Annotated in this window: 13 protein-coding genes and 1 pseudogene; 6 read left to right on the top strand and 8 right to left on the bottom strand. The window is 71.3% G+C overall.

Translation table 11 applies throughout. The features are described 5' to 3' along the window. Positions 1-8 precede the first annotated feature (8 nt). The gene (locus tag JIW86_RS22990; RefSeq protein ID WP_257555716.1) at positions 9-779 is read left to right on the top strand and encodes a TetR/AcrR family transcriptional regulator; all 771 of its coding nucleotides are present in this window, start codon (positions 9-11) and stop codon (positions 777-779) included. On the opposite strand, the pseudogene JIW86_RS42205 reads toward JIW86_RS22990, so the two are convergent. Both JIW86_RS42205 and JIW86_RS23000 read right to left on the bottom strand, forming a co-directional pair. Next, a pseudogene (locus JIW86_RS42205) lies at positions 751-840 on the bottom strand (DUF397 domain-containing protein); the annotation flags it as partial. The gene JIW86_RS22990 and the pseudogene JIW86_RS42205 overlap by 29 nt on opposite strands. A 126-nt stretch (positions 841-966) precedes the next feature. Next, positions 967-1,764 (bottom strand): VOC family protein, encoded by a 798-nt coding sequence (locus JIW86_RS23000; protein ID WP_257559397.1) that lies wholly within the window; start codon positions 1,762-1,764, stop codon positions 967-969. 191 nt (positions 1,765-1,955) lie between these two features. Here JIW86_RS23000 and JIW86_RS23005 point away from each other — a divergent pair, with 191 nt between their 5' ends. Further along, entirely contained in the window at positions 1,956-2,480 is a 525-nt protein-coding gene (locus JIW86_RS23005; RefSeq protein ID WP_257555717.1) for a hypothetical protein, read from the top strand. A 30-nt stretch (positions 2,481-2,510) separates the two neighbouring features. On the opposite strand, the gene JIW86_RS23010 is transcribed toward JIW86_RS23005, so the two are convergent. Beyond that, a complete protein-coding gene (locus tag JIW86_RS23010; RefSeq protein ID WP_257555718.1) occupies positions 2,511-5,168 on the bottom strand; it encodes an AfsR/SARP family transcriptional regulator in 2,658 nt (885 codons plus the stop codon). Positions 5,169-5,366: 198 nt separating this feature from the next. Here JIW86_RS23010 and JIW86_RS23015 point away from each other — a divergent pair, with 198 nt between their 5' ends. Both JIW86_RS23015 and JIW86_RS23020 read left to right on the top strand, forming a co-directional pair. Continuing rightward, positions 5,367-6,257 carry an aegerolysin family protein gene (locus JIW86_RS23015; protein ID WP_257555719.1) on the top strand — a complete coding sequence of 297 codons (891 nt, stop codon included), beginning with the start codon at positions 5,367-5,369 and terminating at the stop codon, positions 6,255-6,257. Positions 6,258-6,259: 2 nt separating this feature from the next. Next, positions 6,260-6,787, top strand: a complete 528-nt coding sequence (locus tag JIW86_RS23020; RefSeq protein ID WP_257555720.1) for a hypothetical protein — start codon at positions 6,260-6,262, stop codon at positions 6,785-6,787. 66 nt (positions 6,788-6,853) lie between these two features. Here JIW86_RS23020 and argS read toward each other — a convergent pair whose 3' ends face one another. After that, positions 6,854-8,614, bottom strand: coding sequence for an arginine--tRNA ligase (gene argS / locus JIW86_RS23025; RefSeq protein WP_257555721.1), 1,761 nt, complete (start codon positions 8,612-8,614; stop codon positions 6,854-6,856). Between the two features lie 168 nt (positions 8,615-8,782). On the opposite strand from argS, the gene lysS reads away from it, so the two are divergent. Beyond that, the gene (gene lysS / locus JIW86_RS23030) at positions 8,783-10,513 is read left to right on the top strand and encodes a lysine--tRNA ligase (RefSeq protein ID WP_257555722.1); all 1,731 of its coding nucleotides are present in this window, start codon (positions 8,783-8,785) and stop codon (positions 10,511-10,513) included. 81 nt (positions 10,514-10,594) lie between these two features. On the opposite strand, the gene JIW86_RS23035 is transcribed toward lysS, so the two are convergent. From JIW86_RS23035 to JIW86_RS23045, 3 genes are all read right to left on the bottom strand, one after another. After that, the gene (locus JIW86_RS23035) at positions 10,595-11,875 is read right to left on the bottom strand and encodes a DUF2637 domain-containing protein (RefSeq protein WP_257559398.1); all 1,281 of its coding nucleotides are present in this window, start codon (positions 11,873-11,875) and stop codon (positions 10,595-10,597) included. 113 nt (positions 11,876-11,988) lie between these two features. Then, positions 11,989-12,750 (bottom strand): DUF3558 family protein, encoded by a 762-nt coding sequence (locus tag JIW86_RS23040; protein WP_257555723.1) that lies wholly within the window; start codon positions 12,748-12,750, stop codon positions 11,989-11,991. A 126-nt stretch (positions 12,751-12,876) separates the two neighbouring features. Continuing rightward, positions 12,877-13,737 carry a DUF3558 domain-containing protein gene (locus JIW86_RS23045; RefSeq protein WP_257555724.1) on the bottom strand — a complete coding sequence of 287 codons (861 nt, stop codon included), beginning with the start codon at positions 13,735-13,737 and terminating at the stop codon, positions 12,877-12,879. Between the two features lie 191 nt (positions 13,738-13,928). On the opposite strand from JIW86_RS23045, the gene JIW86_RS23050 reads away from it, so the two are divergent. Further along, positions 13,929-15,122: an RtcB family protein gene (locus JIW86_RS23050; RefSeq protein ID WP_257555725.1), complete on the top strand. Its 1,194-nt coding sequence runs from the start codon at positions 13,929-13,931 to the stop codon at positions 15,120-15,122. 79 nt (positions 15,123-15,201) lie between these two features. On the opposite strand, the gene JIW86_RS23055 is transcribed toward JIW86_RS23050, so the two are convergent. Next, positions 15,202-15,786 (bottom strand): Uma2 family endonuclease, encoded by a 585-nt coding sequence (locus tag JIW86_RS23055; protein ID WP_257555726.1) that lies wholly within the window; start codon positions 15,784-15,786, stop codon positions 15,202-15,204. Between the last annotated feature and the right edge of the window lie 132 nt (positions 15,787-15,918).

The following is a 15,918-nucleotide window of genomic DNA, read 5'->3' on the forward strand; positions in this document are numbered from 1 at the left end:
GGGCGGTCATGGCGGACGAGGACAGCGGGACCGGGCTCCCGACGAGCCTGGAAATGGCCTGGGGTTTGCGCGAACGCCCCGGCAAGGGGCCGCGTCCCACGCTCACGCTGCCCCGGATCGTGGAGGCGGCGGTCGCGCTGGCCGCCACGGAGGGCACGGATGCCGTGTCGATGGGCCGGGTGGCCAAGGACCTGGGCGTCTCGACGATGTCCCTCTACCGGTACGTCGCCGCCAAGGAGGAGCTGTACGTCCTCATGGCGGACGCGGGGGTCGGTGTCCCGCCGCCGTTGCCGCCCGAGGCGGACGGGTGGGGCTGGCGCGAGCTGCTCACGGACTGGGCGTACGCGCAGCGGGCCGTCCTGATGGCCAACTCCTGGATCCTGCGCATCCCGATCACCGCCGCGCCCGTCTCCCCGAACCAGCTGGCCTGGATGGACCGGGGCCTCGCGTCAATGGCCGGCACATCCCTGAAGGAGGGCGAGAAGCTCTCGACGATCATCCTGATCGGAGGGCTGGTGCGGAACGAGGCCACGATGGCCGCCGACATGATGGACGCCATCGTGAAATCCGGGGTCGCTCCGGAGCAGGCGCTCGGTCAGTACGTACGCACGCTGCGACTGCTGACCGGCCCGGACAGCCACCCGGCCGTGACGGGGCTGCTGGACTCGGATGCCTTCAGCGGCTCCGGCGAGCCCGACTTCCAGTTCCGCTTCGGGCTGGACCGGATCCTGGAGGGCCTGGCCGAGCTGATCAGTTCGCGGAGCCGGTCCACTCCGTGAGGGCGGCCCAGGCGGCGGGGGTCAGGTCCAGCACCGGGCCGTCCGTGACCTCGGAGTCCCGGACGCGGACCTGGGTCGCACGGTTGGCGACCTCGACGCACTCGCCGCCCCCGCCTGCACCCGGGGCGTGGTGCCCCGGGCGCCGGGCGAGGTGGTGTGGTGCGAGCCCCGCTGACTATGGCAGGCGTCAGGCGGGCTGTTCCGGGGCCTTCGCCGTGATCACCGCGAACGGCGCGCCCTGCGGGTCGGCCAGGACGGCCATGCGGCCCGCCATCATGTCGAAGGCCGGGGTCACGGCCTTCGCGCCGGCCTTGGTGGCCGCGGCCTGGATGGTGTCCACGTTGTCGACGTGGAAGTACGGCAGCCAGTTCGGGGGCGTGCCGGGCGGGAGGTTGTCGAGGCCCATCATCCCGGCCACCGAGCGACCGGCGACCTTGAACTCCGTGTACGCCGGGCCGCCTTCCATCTCGGACGGGGCCGTGGTGACCGGCAGGATGGCGGAGTAGAACGCGCCGGCCGCGCCGGTGTCGCCGGTGCTGAGCTCGTTCCAGATCAGCGCGCCGTGCTCGTTGACGATGCCCGCGCCGTCGAAGGTGCCCGGCTCCCACAGGCCGAAGACGGCGCCGGTCGGGTCGGCGGCCACGGCCATCCGCCCGAGGTCCATGACGTCCATCGGGCCCATCACGACCTGGCCCCGTGCCTCGGTGAGGGACTTGAGGGTGGAATCGAGGCCGTCGGTGGACAGGTACGTCGTCCACACGGTCGGCGGCATCGGGTCGGGGATGCTGCCGTCCGGGTTCATCGCCTTCATGATCCCGGCGACCGGCTTGCCCTTGAGGGTGCAGACGGAGTAGCCGCCCTGCTCGGGCGGGCCGATCTCGCCCTGCCAGCCGAAGAGGCCGCTGTAGAAGTCGAGGGCCGCCTGCTGGTCGGGGACCATCAGGTCGATCCAGCACGGAGTGCCGGGCTTGTAGGGGCCGTTCATGTCGGGCACTGGGCTCTCCCGTCGAATGGGGGAAGGACGGGCCGTCCCCTACCCGGCCCGTACGACCCGAACCGGGCCGAACGGGTGACGTTAGGCCCGCGTCACGTCGGCCGTTAGAGCCCTGGGGCAGCGTTCCGTTCCGTCCGGGCGCCGGGCCAGGCCCGCGCCTTCGGAGACAGGGAGATGGGGAGATGGCTGTGGAAGCAACGGTGAAGCAGTACGGGGAACGGGGCACGCGCCGAGGGCGGATGGTGCGGCGCTTGGCGACGGCGGGGGCCGCGGTGGTCCTGGCCGGTGTGGCGGCCGGCCCCGCGAACGCGGTGGCCCAGCCGGTCGCGACGGCGGCGGAGCAGCAGCAGGCCGTGCCGGGAATCCTGGCGGCCCGCAGCACCCACGTGACGCTGGTGAACATGACCGGCCGGGGCTGGACCTTCGGAGAGGCGTCGCTGCGCTCGGGGATCTGGAGCTCCCGCCTGCCCGAATGGATCGCCCCGTACTCCGCGGGCGAATGGCAGTCGGAGTCGAACGGGGCCATGACCGGCACCGAGGGGCGGGCGAGCTACTCGACCGACCAGGGTTCCGTGGAGGTCCGCTGGAGCAACCCGTTCGTCGGCAGCAACTCCTACAGCTGCCACGTGCCGTCCGGCTATTGGTGCCAGCGGACCGGAGGCTCCGGCAACAACGCCTCGGTGACCTTCGAGGTGCGGCCGGTCTGAGGCCGGTGCCCGCGGGCCGCAGTCGGCGTTTCACCGCCCTGTGAGGGCCGCCGCCCGCGTCCAGCAGCGCCGGGCCTCCTCACCGCGGCCGAGGGCGCGCAGCGCCTTGCCGCAGGTGTCCAGGAGCAGCGCCCGGCGCTCCTCCGACTGCTCGTCGGAGGCGAGGGCCAGCCCCCGGCGGCAGTGGGCCAGCGCCTCGTCCGGGCGCCCGGTGGTGAGGCAGTGGGCGGCCAGGTGGTAGAGCGCCAGGACCTCGGTGTGGGGGTGATCGAGGTCCTGGGCCATCCGCGCGGCCTGTTCGCGCCGGTCCCCGGCGCCCGGCAGGTCGCCCGCGCGCTCCAGCGCGATGGCCCAGTTGATCAGGGCGATGACCTGGCCCGGCGGATCCGCCGCCCGTAACGCCAGGTCCGGTGCCAGGCTCAGGTGCTCCAGTGCCGCGGTGTGCTGCCCGTTCTCGGTGAGGACCCAGCCGAGCAGCGAGCGCAGCCGCGACTGCGCATCCGGGTCGCCGAGTCCGGTGGCGGCGGCCAGGGCGTGCTGGAGGGCCGGCTCCCAACCGTCGTGCACCTGCCGGACGATGAGCGGCCACAGCTGTACGGCGATGCGCCAGGCCAGCTCCGGGTGCCCGGCGTCGGCCGCGGCGGCGACCGCCGCGGTCAGGTTGGCCCGCTCGGTGCCCAGCCAGGCCATCGCCTCGGCGCGGTCGGCGAAGACGGGCGGCGGACCGGGCGGGAGCACCCCGGCGGGCAGGGTGCAGCAGGGCTGGCTGCCGGGCTCGGCGGCCGCCGTGGCGGCCCGGGCGGCGGACAGGTAGTGCACCAGCAGCCGCCGCAGTCCCCCGGTGTCGGCCCGGTCGGCGAAGGAACGGGCGTACAGGCGGGTCAGGTCGTGCATCAGGTACCGGTCGCTGCTCCGTTCCTCGACGAGGTGGGCCGTGGCCAGGTCCTCCAGGGCGCCGCGGGCCGCCAGGGGCGGCAGGCCGCTGAGGGCGGCCGCGGCGCCGGCGTCGAGTTCGCAGCCCACGTGCAGTGCGAGCTGGCGGAAGAGCAGTGCGGCGTCCGGCGGCAGCTGCTGCACGCTCATCCGCAGCGTCGCCTCGACACCGAGGTCCTCGCCGGACAGCAGGGAGAGCCGCTGGTGCTCGTCCACCAGACCGTCGGCCATGTCGCGCAGGGCGAGCCGGGGCCGGACGGCGAGCCGGGCGGCGGCCAGCCGCAGGGCCAGCGGAAGGCCGTCGCACAGGACGGACAGTTCCTCCGCGGCGGCGGGCTCCGCCTCCACCCGGCCGTCGCCGATGACGGCGCGCAGGACCCGCACCCCGTCGGCGGGGGCCAGCCGCTGGAGCGGCAGAAGCCGCGCGCAATCGGTGGCCACGAGACCTTCCAGCCGGTTGCGGCTGGTGACCAGCACCGTGCAGTCGGGCGTCCCGGGCAGCAGGGGACGGACCTGGACCGAGTCCCGGGCGTTGTCGAGCAGGACGAGGGCCCGGCGGCCGGCGAGGGTCGCTCGGTACAGGTTCTCCGCGGCGCGTGCCTGGGTCGGCAGGCGCTCCTCCGGGACGCCGAACGCCTGCAGGAAGTCGTTCAGGACACCGGTCGTCTGGGGGCCGGTGCCGTCCGGTTCCCCGGCGCGCAGGTCGGCGTAGAGGATGCCGTCGGGGAAGTCGTCGGCGTGTGCGTACGCCCAGTGGACGGCGAGCGAGGTCTTGCCGACCCCGGCCGGGCCGGTGACCACGCTCAGCGGCGCCCGGTCCGACCGCGCGGTCCCGGTGAGCCGTGCCAGATCGTCCGCGCGGCTGACGAAGCCGGCGGGCGCGCGCGGTAACAGGAAGGGCGGCGCGGGCGGTTGCGGGCCGGCGGACGGCCGGGCGGCCGGCCGGTGTGCCGGCGCCTGCGGCGGCGTCTGCGGCGGTGCCACCGGGGTGCGTACGGCGGCCGCCGCGCCCTGCGGGGACTGCGGGGGCCGCCCGCGCAGCAGCGCCAGGTACGCCTCGGACAGCGCGGCGCCCGGGTCGACGCCCAGCTCCCGGGCGAGCCGGCGCTGCGTGCGGCGGTAGAGCTCGACGGCGTCGGCCTGGCGGTCCGCGTGGTGCAGCGCGCGGACCACGGCCGCGATCAGGGACTCGCGCAGCGGGTGACGCTCGGCGGCGGGCCGCAGCAGCGCGAGGGCCTCCGCGCCCCGGCCGCATGTGTGCAGGGCGGCGGCGAACTGCTCCAGCGCGGCCAGTTGTTCCTCCACCAGCCGGTCGGCCGCCGCCGTCATCAGCGGGGTGTCGCCCACCCCGCCGAGCACCGGGCCGCGCCACAGCCCCAGGGCCTCCCGCAGCAGCTCCGCGGGCTGCTTCCCCGGGGGCGGGGCCGCGGACCGGCGCACCAGCTCGCGGAAGCGCCACAGGTCCGCCGAGCCCGGCGCGGCGCGCAGGGCGTACCCGCTGTCCCTGGTGACGACGTCGGTGTCCCGCTCGGCGCGCAACAGGCCGCGCAGGGCGGACACATGGCCGTACACGACGGTGCGGGCGTGCGTCGGCGGCCGGTCGTCCCACAACGCCTCGGTGATCCGCTCGGCACCCACGGGAGCGCCGTCCGCCAGTACGAGCAGTGCCAGCAGGGTTCTGCGCTTGGGCGGCCCGAGCGGTATCTCGGCCTGCCCCGAGAAGGCCGACACCGGCCCGAGCAACCGGAAGTCCATCACGTGCCCCACCCGCCCCACGTCGTTCCTGACCGCACCTTACGAACCCATACGGACCTACTCGCGGGCGAAGAGGCATAAAGGCGTGAAGTGGTTCACCAACTACACCAACACAGCCGGAATCCGCGTTAGATCGTCGTTAGGCCGCGTCGGCAAGCTCATCGCTGCGAAGCCGGAACGAGGAACAAGGAGACAGACATGTCGACCAACTCGGGATTCCACAGAGGAGCACGGAGCACCGCCGTCGCGGTCATGGCGGCCGCCATGGCGCTCGCCCCGGCCGTCACGGCCGTCGCCGCGACCGGGAACGACACAGCACAGCAGTCCTCGGTGGTCGCGCAGTCGGCGCGCAGCACCAAGGTGAACGTCGTCAACGAGACCTCGACGACGATGTACCGCAACTACACGGAACTCTCGCACGGGGTGTGGGACGACGAGACACCGCCGGAGACGATCGAAGGCCGGAAGTCCGCCACGTGGGGATCGCACTCCTCGGGGATGATGACGGGGACGGAAGGGGGCGCGTGGTATGCCCTCGGGAACGACGGCGAGGCCGCCATCCACTGGAACAACCCGTACGCCGGCAGTAACTCCTACAGCTGCACCGTGCCCGACGGCTACACCTGTTCGCGCACGGGTGGCAGCGGCAACAACGCGACGGTCACCTTCACCATCGGCCGGAACGGGGCGAGGGCGGCAGCCGCATCCGCCCGTGGGCAGGACGCGCCGTTCTCGGTGACCGCGGCCCGCAGCACGCAGGTCAAGCTGCAGAACCGCACCCCCAACACGATGGACCGCACCTCGTCGAGCCTGGTGCACGGAACGTGGAGCGACAACATGGTCCCGCCGGACCGTGTGTACCCCTTCGGTGACGGCACCTGGCGGTCGGAGTCGAACGGCTTCATGACCGGGACGGAAGGGGAGGCGGTGTTCAGCATGCTCGACGTCGGCAACGTCAGCATCGGCTGGAACAACCCCTTCTCGGGCAGCAACAGTTACTACTGCCACGTCCCGGAGGGCTTCAACTGCAGGCAGGGCGGCGGCAGCGGCGACAACGCGGCCGTCACCTTCACCGTGACGAAGGGCTGACGATGAACCGACGCATCGCAGCGGTGGCGTGCGCCGCCGCGCTGACCTCGATCGCGGCGGGCACGGCTTCGGCCGCCCCCGCCCCCGCTCCGGCGTCCGCGTCCGCCTCCGTCGGTGTGATGGCACCGCCGGTGCCGGGGCGCACGTACGTCGTGGCGCCCCAGGACACGCCCGACCAGTGGCTCGGCGACAACGACTGGTTCGGCAGCGTGGTGTGCCAGGCCAGCCGGCTCTGGAGCGGTGACCGGCGCGACGACGCCCTGTGGCGGGTGACCGGGAACAATGACGGCTCCATATCGCTCGTGAACATGGACGCGGCCCAGAACGGCTGGAGCCTGGCCTCTTCGGGCGAGGGGATCCGCATCGCCGAGGGCAACGGCGAGGAGTTCCACTGGGACGTGGTCGCCGGTCCCGGCGGGACGGTCGCACTGCAGAACAGGCAGACGCGGCGGTTCCTGTCCATCGTCGCCGGGACGGTCGTCGGGGCCGCCCAGGCCTACTACTGGTACATGACCAACGCGCGCCCCTGAAACGGCGGTGGCCCCGCCTCCCGGGAAGGGAGGCGGGGCCACCGTGCGTGCGTCGGCGGGGAGCCGTCAGAGCTTCTCGGGGGTCCGGATTCCGAGGAGCGACATGCCCTTGGTCAGCGTCCGCGCCGTCAGGTCGCACAGGAACAGGCGGTTCTCGACCTGCTCGGGGGTCTCGGCCTTCAGGACCGGGCACTCCGAGTAGAAGGTCGTGTAGAGCGAGGCCACCTGGTAGAGGTACGCCGCCAGCTTGTGCGGCGCGTGCTCCGACGCGGCCTCGGCGATGAGCTCGCCGAAGTGGTCCAGGTGCAGGCCCAGCGCGCGCTCGGCCGGCGCCAGAGCCAGCTCCGGGTGGGCAGCGGGCTTCGCGTCCCCGGCCTTGCGCAGGATGGACTGGATACGGGCGTACGCGTACTGGAGGTACACGGACGTGTCACCCGTCAGCGACACCATCTGGTCCAGGTCGAACTTGTAGTCGCGCGCGGCGGAGGTCGACAGGTCCGCGTACTTCACCGCGCCGATGCCGACCTGGACGGCCCGCTCGCCGATCTCGGCCTCGGACAGGTCCTGGGCCTTCTCCCGTACGACGGCCGCGGCGCGGTCGATGGCCTCGTCCAGCAGGTCCACCAGCCGGACCGTCTCGCCCTCACGGGTCTTGAACGGCTTGCCGTCCTTGCCCAGCACCGTGCCGAAGGCCAGCTGCACGGCCTTGACCTCGTCGCTCAGCCAGCCCGCCCGGCGGGCGGTCTCGAAGACCATCTTGAAGTGCAGGGACTGCCGCGCGTCGACCACGTAGATCAGGGTGGTGGCGCCCAGCTCGGCGACCCGGTTGCGGATGGCGGAGAGGTCGGTCGCGGCGTAGCCGAAGCCGCCGTCCGACTTCTGCACGATCAGCGGGGTCGGGTTGCCGTCCGGGCCCTTGACGTCGTCGAAGAACACGCACAGCGCGCCGTTGGAGCGGACGGCGACGCCCGACTCCTCCAGCAGCTTGCACGTTTCGACGAGCATGTCGTTGTAGCCGGACTCGCCGACCACGTCGGGGTCCTGGATGTCCATGTCCAGCTTGTTGAAGACGGAGTAGAAGTAGATCTTCGACTCGTCCACGAACCGCTGCCACAGCGCCAGGGTCTCGGGCTCGCCGGCCTGGAGGTCCACCACCCGGGCCCGGGCCCGGGTCTTGAACTCCTCGTCGGAGTCGAAGAGGGCGCGCGAGGCCTTGTAGAGGCGGTTGAGGTTGGACATGGCCTCCTCGCCGGAGACCTCCTCGTCGGACTTGTGGTCCAGCTCGTGCGGGTGCTCCAGCAAGTACTGGATGAGCATGCCGAACTGGGTGCCCCAGTCGCCGATGTGGTGGCGACGGACCACCTTCTCGCCCGTGAACTCCAGGATCTCCACCATCGCGGCGCCGATCACGGCGGAGCGGAGGTGGCCGACGTGCATCTCCTTGGCGACGTTCGGCTGGGCGTAGTCGATCACCGTGGTGCCCGGGTTCGCCGCGAGCGGCACGCCGAGGCGGTCGTCGAGCGCCCGCGCGGAGAGGGTCTCGATGATCGCCTTGTCGGTGATGGTGATGTTGAGGAAGCCCGGGCCCGAGACCTCGATCTCCTGGATCAGGTCACCGGTCGGGATGCCCTCGACCACGGTCGTCGCCAGCTCGCGCGGGTTGGCCTTCGCCTTCTTCGCGAGCGCCAGGATGCCGTTGGCCTGGAAGTCCGCCCGGTCGCTTCGTCGCAGCAGCGGGTCGGTGGCACCGGCCTCCGGCAGGGCGGAGGCAAGGGCGTCCGCGACGCGCTGGTTGACGGAGGAAGCGAGGGAAGGGACCGAGGCCATGAGCTGCCGTTCCTGTTGAGGTGCACTTGGTTGTTCCGACAAGTGCCGAGTATCCCACGGAGGGGCCCTTGGTTTCTCGGGAGAATCCCGGGCGATGAGCAACCTCGGAGTGGCCCGTTCCGTCTGGGAGAATGGCTGAAGCCAGCATTCGAGATAGAAGGACGTGTCGTGGCTCAGAGCAGCACCGAGACCGACTGGGTCTCCCGTTTCGCGGACGAGGTCATCGCCGAGGCGGAGCGCCGAGCACCCGGCAAACCTGTCGTCGTCGCGTCCGGACTCTCCCCCTCCGGCCCGATCCACCTGGGCAACCTCCGCGAGGTCATGACCCCGCACCTGGTCGCGGACGAGATCCGCCGCCGGGGCATCGAGGTCCGGCACCTGATCTCGTGGGACGACTACGACCGCTACCGCAAGGTGCCCAAGGGCATCCCCGGCGTGGACGAGGAGACCTACGGTCAGTACATCGGCCGCCCGCTGACGGCCGTCCCCGCCCCGGCCGGGTCGGAGTACGGCAGCTGGGCCGAGCACTTCAAGGCCGCCATGGTCGAGGCGCTGGCCGAGCTGGGCGTCGAGTACGACCCGATCAGCCAGACCGAGCAGTACACCTCCGGCGCCTACCGCGAGCAGGTACTGCACGCGATGAAGCACCGCGGTGACATCGACGCCGTGCTCGACCAGTACCGCACCAAGCAGAAGCCGGGCGGCAAGAAGCCCCAGCAGAAGCAGGTCGACGAGGCCGAGCTCGAGGCCGCCGAGGGCTCCGGCGCGGCCGCCGAGGACGACGGCAGCGCCGGCGAGGGCGGGTACTTCCCGTACAAGCCGTACTGCGCCGAGTGCGGCAAGGACTTCACCAAGGTCACCTCGTACGACGACGAGACGACCGAGCTGACCTACGTCTGCACCGAGGACGAGTTCACCGAGACGGTCAAGCTCAGCGAGTTCAACCGCGGCAAGCTGGTCTGGAAGGTCGACTGGCCGATGCGCTGGGCCTTCGAGGGCGTCGTCTTCGAGCCCTCCGGCGTCGACCACTCCTCGCCCGGCTCGTCCTTCCAGGTCGGCGGCCAGATCGTGCACATCTTCGGCGGCGAGCAGCCGATCGGTCCGATGTACGCGTTCGTGGGCATCAGCGGCATGGCGAAGATGTCCTCCAGCAAGGGCGGGGTCCCGACCCCGGCCGACGCGCTGAAGATCATGGAGCCGCAGCTGCTGCGCTGGCTGTACGCGCGCCGCCGCCCGAACCAGTCCTTCAAGATCGCCTTCGACCAGGAGATCCAGCGGCTCTACGACGAGTGGGACAAGCTGGAGTCGAAGGTGGCGGACGGCTCCGTGCTGCCCGCCGACGCGGCCGCGCACGCGCGTGCCGTACGGGTCGCCTCGCACGAGCTGCCCCGCACCCCGCGCCCCATGCCGTACCGGACGCTCGCCTCGGTCGTCGACATCACCGCCGGCCACGACGAGCAGACCCTGCGCATCCTGAGCGACCTGGAGCCGGAGAAGCCGCTCACCTCGCTCGACGAGGTACGGCCGCGCCTGGACCGCGCGGAGAACTGGATCACCACCCAGGTCCCCGCCGACCAGCGGACCCTCGTACGCGAGGAGCCCGACGCGGAGCTGCTGTCGTCCCTGGACGACGAGGGGCGCGCGTCGCTGCGGCTGCTGCTCGAGGGGCTGGACTCGCACTGGTCCCTGGACGGGCTCACCACGCTGGTCTACGGCGTGCCGAAGGTGATGGCCGGGCTCGAGCCCGACGCCAAGCCGACGCCCGAGCTCAAGGTCGCGCAGCGGACGTTCTTCGCGCTGCTGTACCGGCTCCTCGTGACCCGGGAGACCGGGCCGCGACTGCCCACGCTGCTGCTGGCCGTGGGCGCCGACCGGGTGCGCAAGCTGCTCGCGGTCTGAGCCGTCCGAGCCGTCCGACGTACGGAGAAGGGCCCGCACCCCTCGGGGTGCGGGCCCTTCCGCATGCCTGCCGCCCGAGGCTCAGGCGATGTGCTCGTTCTCCAGGTCCTTCTGGTAGCGCTGCTTGAACGCCGGGATCATGCGGCGCAGCAGCGAACCGCTGCGCGGGTGGGTCACGCCGTAGCCGTCCGAGAGGTGTATGTCGAGCGCCTCGGCCGTCGGGAAGTCGTTCTGCTCGTCCACCAGCGCACGGAACACCTTGTACGCGACCTCCGCGAACTCGGCCTCGTCCGGGGTCTCCACGGCTTCCGGAGCGTCCTCTTGGCGAGGGGCCGGTATCGGCAGCTGCTCCTGCTCCTGTTGGGGCTGGGGCTGGGGCTGCGGCTCCTCCGGGCCCGTCGGGCGCATGACCGGGGTCGGCTCCAGGCCCTCGACGTACTGGGGGTTGTAGCCGCCCTCGTACGCCGCCTGCGGGGCCAGCGGCGCGGCGAACCAGGCGCTGTTGTGGGCCGCGGGCATGGCCGTCGGGTCCACGGCGAACGGCGGCGGGGCGTGGGCGGCGGCCACGGCCGGGACCGGGGCCTGCGCCGCGAGCTGCTGCTGGAGGCCGCCGGCCGGGGCGGCCGCCGCCTCCAGGGCGGGGGCCGGAGCGGGGGCGGGAGCCGCCGGGGGCAGCAGCGCCGGGTCGATGCCCGCCGCCGCCAGCCCCTCCGGGGCCGTCTGGGACAGGGGCACGCCGATCCGGGCCAGCTTCAGCGGCATCAGGGCCTCCACCGGAGCCTTGCGCCGCCAGGAACGCCCGTACCGCGCCTGCAGCCGCGCCTGGTAGATCAGCCGGTCCTGCTCCATGCCGACCGCCTGCTCGTAGGAGCGCAGCTCCCACAGCTTCATCCGGCGCCACAGCTTGAAGGTCGGCACCGGGGACAGCAGCCACCGGGTGAGGCGCACGCCCTCCATGTGCCGGTCCGCGGTGATGTCCGCGATCCGGCCCACCGCGTGCCGGGCGGCCTCGACCGTCACCACGAACAGGATCGGGATCACGGCGTGCATGCCGACACCCAGCGGGTCCGGCCAGGCCGCGGCGCCGTTGAACGCGATCGTCGCGATCGTCAGCAGCCACGCCGTCTGGCGCAGCAGCGGGAAGGGGATCCGGATCCAGGTCAGCAGCAGGTCCAGCGCGAGCAGGACGCAGATGCCCGCGTCGATGCCGATCGGGAACACCAGCGAGAAGCTGCCGAAGCCTTTCTGCAGGGCGAGTGCCCGCACCGCGGAGTACGAGCCCGCGAAGCCGATGCCCGCGATGACGACGGCTCCGGCGACCACGACGCCGATGAGTATCCGGTGCGTACGAGTCAGCTGCATCGCGGCCACCCGCGATCCCCTCCCCTTGTCGAGCACACTTACCGAGCCTTTACCCGGCTGCGGCAGGCACAGCGTACGGGTGACCCGACGTCAACGCCTCAGGCGGGCCCGCTCTACTGCTGGGGCTGCGGGGACTGCGGCTGCTCCGCCTGCTTGTTGGCGGCGTCGACCGAGGCCACGGCCTCCTTCGCCGCCGCGATGGCGTCCTGGAGCAGCTTCGCCTGGTCCGGTGCGCCGGCACCCTCGTACGCGGCACCGTTGTAGTCGAGCGTGACGACCACGTTCTGGGTGCGGGCCACGATCGTCGTGTTGAAGGAGTCGACGTCCTTCTTCACGCTGTACACGACCGACGTGGCCTGGTCGCCGATCCCGCCCGCCTCCTCCGCCTTCAGGTTCTGCGCGCCCTCGGTCGCCTTCGCCGCCTCTATCTGCTTGGTGTACTGCTCCTCGGCGCGCTTGTTGGCGCTGCCGAGGGAGGCCTGCGAGTCGTGGCGGGAGAAGTAGATCGCGAGCCAGCGGTACTGCGAGCCCTTCAGACCGTCCTCGTCCAGACCGTTCCAGGAGCAGCTGGCACGGCTCGCCAGGTCGTTCGACTTGCTCGCCGTACCGTTCTTGTCCTTGGCCTCCGGGACGAGCGTGTCGATCGTCGGGGTCTGGACGGCCTTGCAGGGGTCCGGAAGCGTGCCGTACGTCGCCTTCTCCAGCGTCGCGGAGGGCTTCGCGCTGGGCTTGCCGGAAGCGGAGGAGTCGGTCTTCTTGCCGCCGTTCGAGCCCGAGTCCTTGCCCGAGTCGGACGAGCACCCGGCGACGGTGAGGATCACCGGGACGGCTGCGCAGGCGAGAACGCGGGTGAGGCGCGAGGCTGATCGGTGCATGATTCCTTCAGTACGTTTGTGGGTCTTCTTCGGACACGGGGCCGGCGGTGGGACCCGGGCAACGGTAGCCCGATCGGGTGCGGGCTTGCTGTGCGCGCCGTCACCCAGGGCCGCGGCGGGCCCCGCTCACTCGTTGAGACGCTCGACCAGAGCCTGCGCCAACTGCCTTGCCCTGTCCTGGGTTTCGGCGCTGGAGGGGACCGTGCCGGGCAGTGCGGGCTGCACGCTGTACTCCAGCGTCACGATGACATTCGAGGTACGGAACACAATCCGCACGGTCCGCGACTGCGCCGCGGTGGCTCCGGCGGGGCTCAGCCTGTCCTCGATGAAGGCCTCGTTCCCGAGGCCGTCGATGACGCGGGAGCCGAGCTCGACCGGGGCGGACGGGCTGCCGGAGGGCGAGGGCGATCCGGAGGCGGGCGGCGCGCCGGGCGTGGTCGCGGGCGCGGCCGGGGCCGTGGGCGGCGGCGTGGTCGGGGCCGTCTGGGCCGGCGGGGTCGGGCTCGCGGTCGGGCCGGGGAAGGGCAGCTTGGCGGCGGTGAGCTGGCGCACGTACACCTGGCGCGCCTTGTCGTCGTCGCTGGCCACGGCCCGGTCGTACGAGACCACGCGCTCGAAGCCGACCGACAGCAGCCGGGTCTCCTCGGGCGTCTGCGCGGTCCAGCGGCAGCCGACGCGGCGGTCGCCGTCGTACGAGGCGTCCGCGGTGCCCGCGTAGAGCTGGTCGCGCTGCTCGGGGGTGAGCGATTCCGCGACCGGAAGCATGACCTTGAGGCGCTTGCTGTCGGCGCCGGCCTTGCAGGGGGCGGGCAGGATGCGGTACTTCCCGGGTTGTGCGGGCGCGGCCTGGTTGCCGCCGGCCTTCGAGTCGCTGGTGCCGCCGGTCCTGCTTCCGCCGGTGCACCCGGTCAGACCGGCCGCGCCGGCCACGAGCACGGTGAGCATCGCGATGCCCGGGAGGGCTCGCCGTACCGCCTTGCGCTGCACGTCCAATGGCTCCCTTCGACCGGCGGTGCCCCCGACGGTCAGGAAAATGCGTTGCCGCGACTCGGGCGCGGATGGACACAATGTCTATCGCACACGCTGGTGCCGGCGCCGGTTCCTTGTCGCATTTGGGATCAAGAGCGAGGCTTTTGCGTATTCAGACTTTTCTGTGGTTTTCGGGGGATTGAGACCGTATGTCGTATGTAGAGGTGCCCGGGGCGAAGGTCCCGATCCGGATGTGGACCGACCCGGCGTCGGTCGAGGACGGCGCGATGCAGCAGCTGCGCAACGTCGCCACCCTTCCGTGGATCAAGGGCCTGGCCGTCATGCCGGACGTCCACTACGGCAAGGGCGCCACGGTCGGCTCGGTGATCGCCATGAAGGACGCGGTCTGCCCGGCGGCGGTGGGCGTGGACATCGGCTGCGGCATGTCGGCGGTGAAGACCTCCCTGACGGCGAACGACCTGCCGGGGGACCTGTCGAAGCTGCGGTCGAAGATCGAGCAGGCGATTCCGGTGGGCATGGGGCTGCACAAGGAGGCCGTGGACCCGTCGCGTCTGTACGGCTTCTCGGTGGACGGGTACGACGACCTCTGGAAGCGCTTCGACTACCTCACCGACGCGGTCAAATTCCGTCAGGAACGCGCCACGAAGCAGATCGGAACGCTCGGAAGCGGCAATCACTTCATCGAATTCTGTCTCGATGAGACAGGTTCGGTCTGGCTGATGCTGCACTCCGGGTCCCGGAACATCGGCAACGAGCTCGCCGCCCACCACATCGGCGTGGCCCGCAGCCTGGACCACAACCAGAACCTTGTCGACCGGGACCTGGCGGTGTTCCTGTCCGCGACCCCGGAGATGGAGGCGTACCGCAACGACCTCTTCTGGGCGCAGGAGTACGCCAAGTACAACCGCGCGGCCATGATGAGCCTGTTCAAGGAGGTCATCCGCAAGGAGTTCCGGAAGGCGAAGGTCTCCTTCGAACACGAGATCAGCTGCCACCACAACTACGTGGCGGAGGAGCGGTACGACGGCATGGACCTGCTGGTCACCCGCAAGGGCGCGATCCGCGCCGGCAGCGGTGACTACGGGATCATCCCGGGCTCCATGGGTACGGGCTCGTACATCGTGAAGGGCCTCGGCAACGAGAAGTCCTTCAACTCGGCCTCGCACGGCGCGGGCCGGAAGATGAGCCGGACGGCGGCGAAGAAGAAGTTCTCGGCGCGGGACCTGGCGGAGCAGACCAAGGGCGTGGAGTGCCGCAAGGACTCCGGCGTCGTGGACGAGATCCCGGGCGCGTACAAGTCGATCGAGCAGGTCATCGACCAGCAGACCGACCTCGTGCAGGTCGTGGCCAAGCTCAAGCAGGTCATCTGCGTGAAGGGCTGACCGGCCCGGGCGCATTTGTCGGGGGAGTGGAGGGGCCCGGACCGTGTGACGGTCCGGGCCTTTCCCCGTGTCTGTGAGCTCAATCCTCGTCGCCGTCGAGGAGCCGGTCCACGGGCAGCTCAAGGGTGATACCGAGGGACTCGGGGAGGAAGATGGACGTGCCGCGCTTGAAGGCCTTCCGGGACCGGTACTCGCTTCCGCGGGGATCGGTGTACAGGATCGCCTCGTCGTGGCGGCGGTCGGAGATCAGGTAGACCGGGACACCTGCCTGTGCGTAGCAGTCGACCTTGGAGCCGAGGTCGTCGGCCCAGTTGGACGAGGTGATCTCCACGACCATGCGGAAGACGTGCGGGGCGTAGCAGTTCTTCTCCACGTGGGCGTCCCGGTAGTCGGCATCGACGAGCGAGAGGTCCGGGACTGCGAAGTCGGCCGGCCCCGAGGGCAGCCACAGTCCGATGCCCTGCAGGTATTTCAGCCCGGCTCGGCGTGCGCCCGCGGTGAGCAGTTCCTCGATGAGCCAGGTCAACGACTCGGCATGTGCTCCGTCGGCAGGTGGTGTCACGGTGAGCCTCCCCTGGAGAATCTCCACTCGGTGCCCGGGAAGCTCCCTGGAGAGTCGATCGGCGGCCTCCGCGATCGTGGTCTCGTGCTGTATCACGGCCATAGCTTCCTCCTTTTCGTGACCCACGCTTTCGGAGCGTAGCCGCGGCTGCCGACCATCCGCTCGACTTCACCCGTACGGGCCGGTTCGGGCGGCCTCGGCACGCACGTGTGCCGTGCCCGGGAGGGTTCGGGC

The organism is Streptomyces sp. NBC_00162 (genome assembly GCF_024611995.1).
Lineage (GTDB): Bacteria > Actinomycetota > Actinomycetes > Streptomycetales > Streptomycetaceae > Streptomyces.

Bases quoted from the DNA above. Each gene is read 5' to 3' on its own strand.
- JIW86_RS22990 (WP_257555716.1), top strand. From the start codon at position 9: ATGGCGGACGAGGACAGCGGGACCGGGCTCCCGACGAGCCTGGAAATG.
- JIW86_RS23000 (WP_257559397.1), bottom strand. From the start codon at position 1,764: ATGAACGGCCCCTACAAGCCCGGCACTCCGTGCTGGATCGACCTGATG.
- JIW86_RS23005 (WP_257555717.1), top strand. From the start codon at position 1,956: ATGGCTGTGGAAGCAACGGTGAAGCAGTACGGGGAACGGGGCACGCGC.
- JIW86_RS23010 (WP_257555718.1), bottom strand. From the start codon at position 5,168: ATGGACTTCCGGTTGCTCGGGCCGGTGTCGGCCTTCTCGGGGCAGGCC.
- JIW86_RS23015 (WP_257555719.1), top strand. From the start codon at position 5,367: ATGTCGACCAACTCGGGATTCCACAGAGGAGCACGGAGCACCGCCGTC.
- JIW86_RS23020 (WP_257555720.1), top strand. From the start codon at position 6,260: ATGAACCGACGCATCGCAGCGGTGGCGTGCGCCGCCGCGCTGACCTCG.
- argS (WP_257555721.1), bottom strand. From the start codon at position 8,614: ATGGCCTCGGTCCCTTCCCTCGCTTCCTCCGTCAACCAGCGCGTCGCG.
- JIW86_RS23035 (WP_257559398.1), bottom strand. From the start codon at position 11,875: ATGCAGCTGACTCGTACGCACCGGATACTCATCGGCGTCGTGGTCGCC.
- JIW86_RS23040 (WP_257555723.1), bottom strand. From the start codon at position 12,750: ATGCACCGATCAGCCTCGCGCCTCACCCGCGTTCTCGCCTGCGCAGCC.
- JIW86_RS23050 (WP_257555725.1), top strand. From the start codon at position 13,929: ATGTCGTATGTAGAGGTGCCCGGGGCGAAGGTCCCGATCCGGATGTGG.
- JIW86_RS23055 (WP_257555726.1), bottom strand. From the start codon at position 15,786: ATGGCCGTGATACAGCACGAGACCACGATCGCGGAGGCCGCCGATCGA.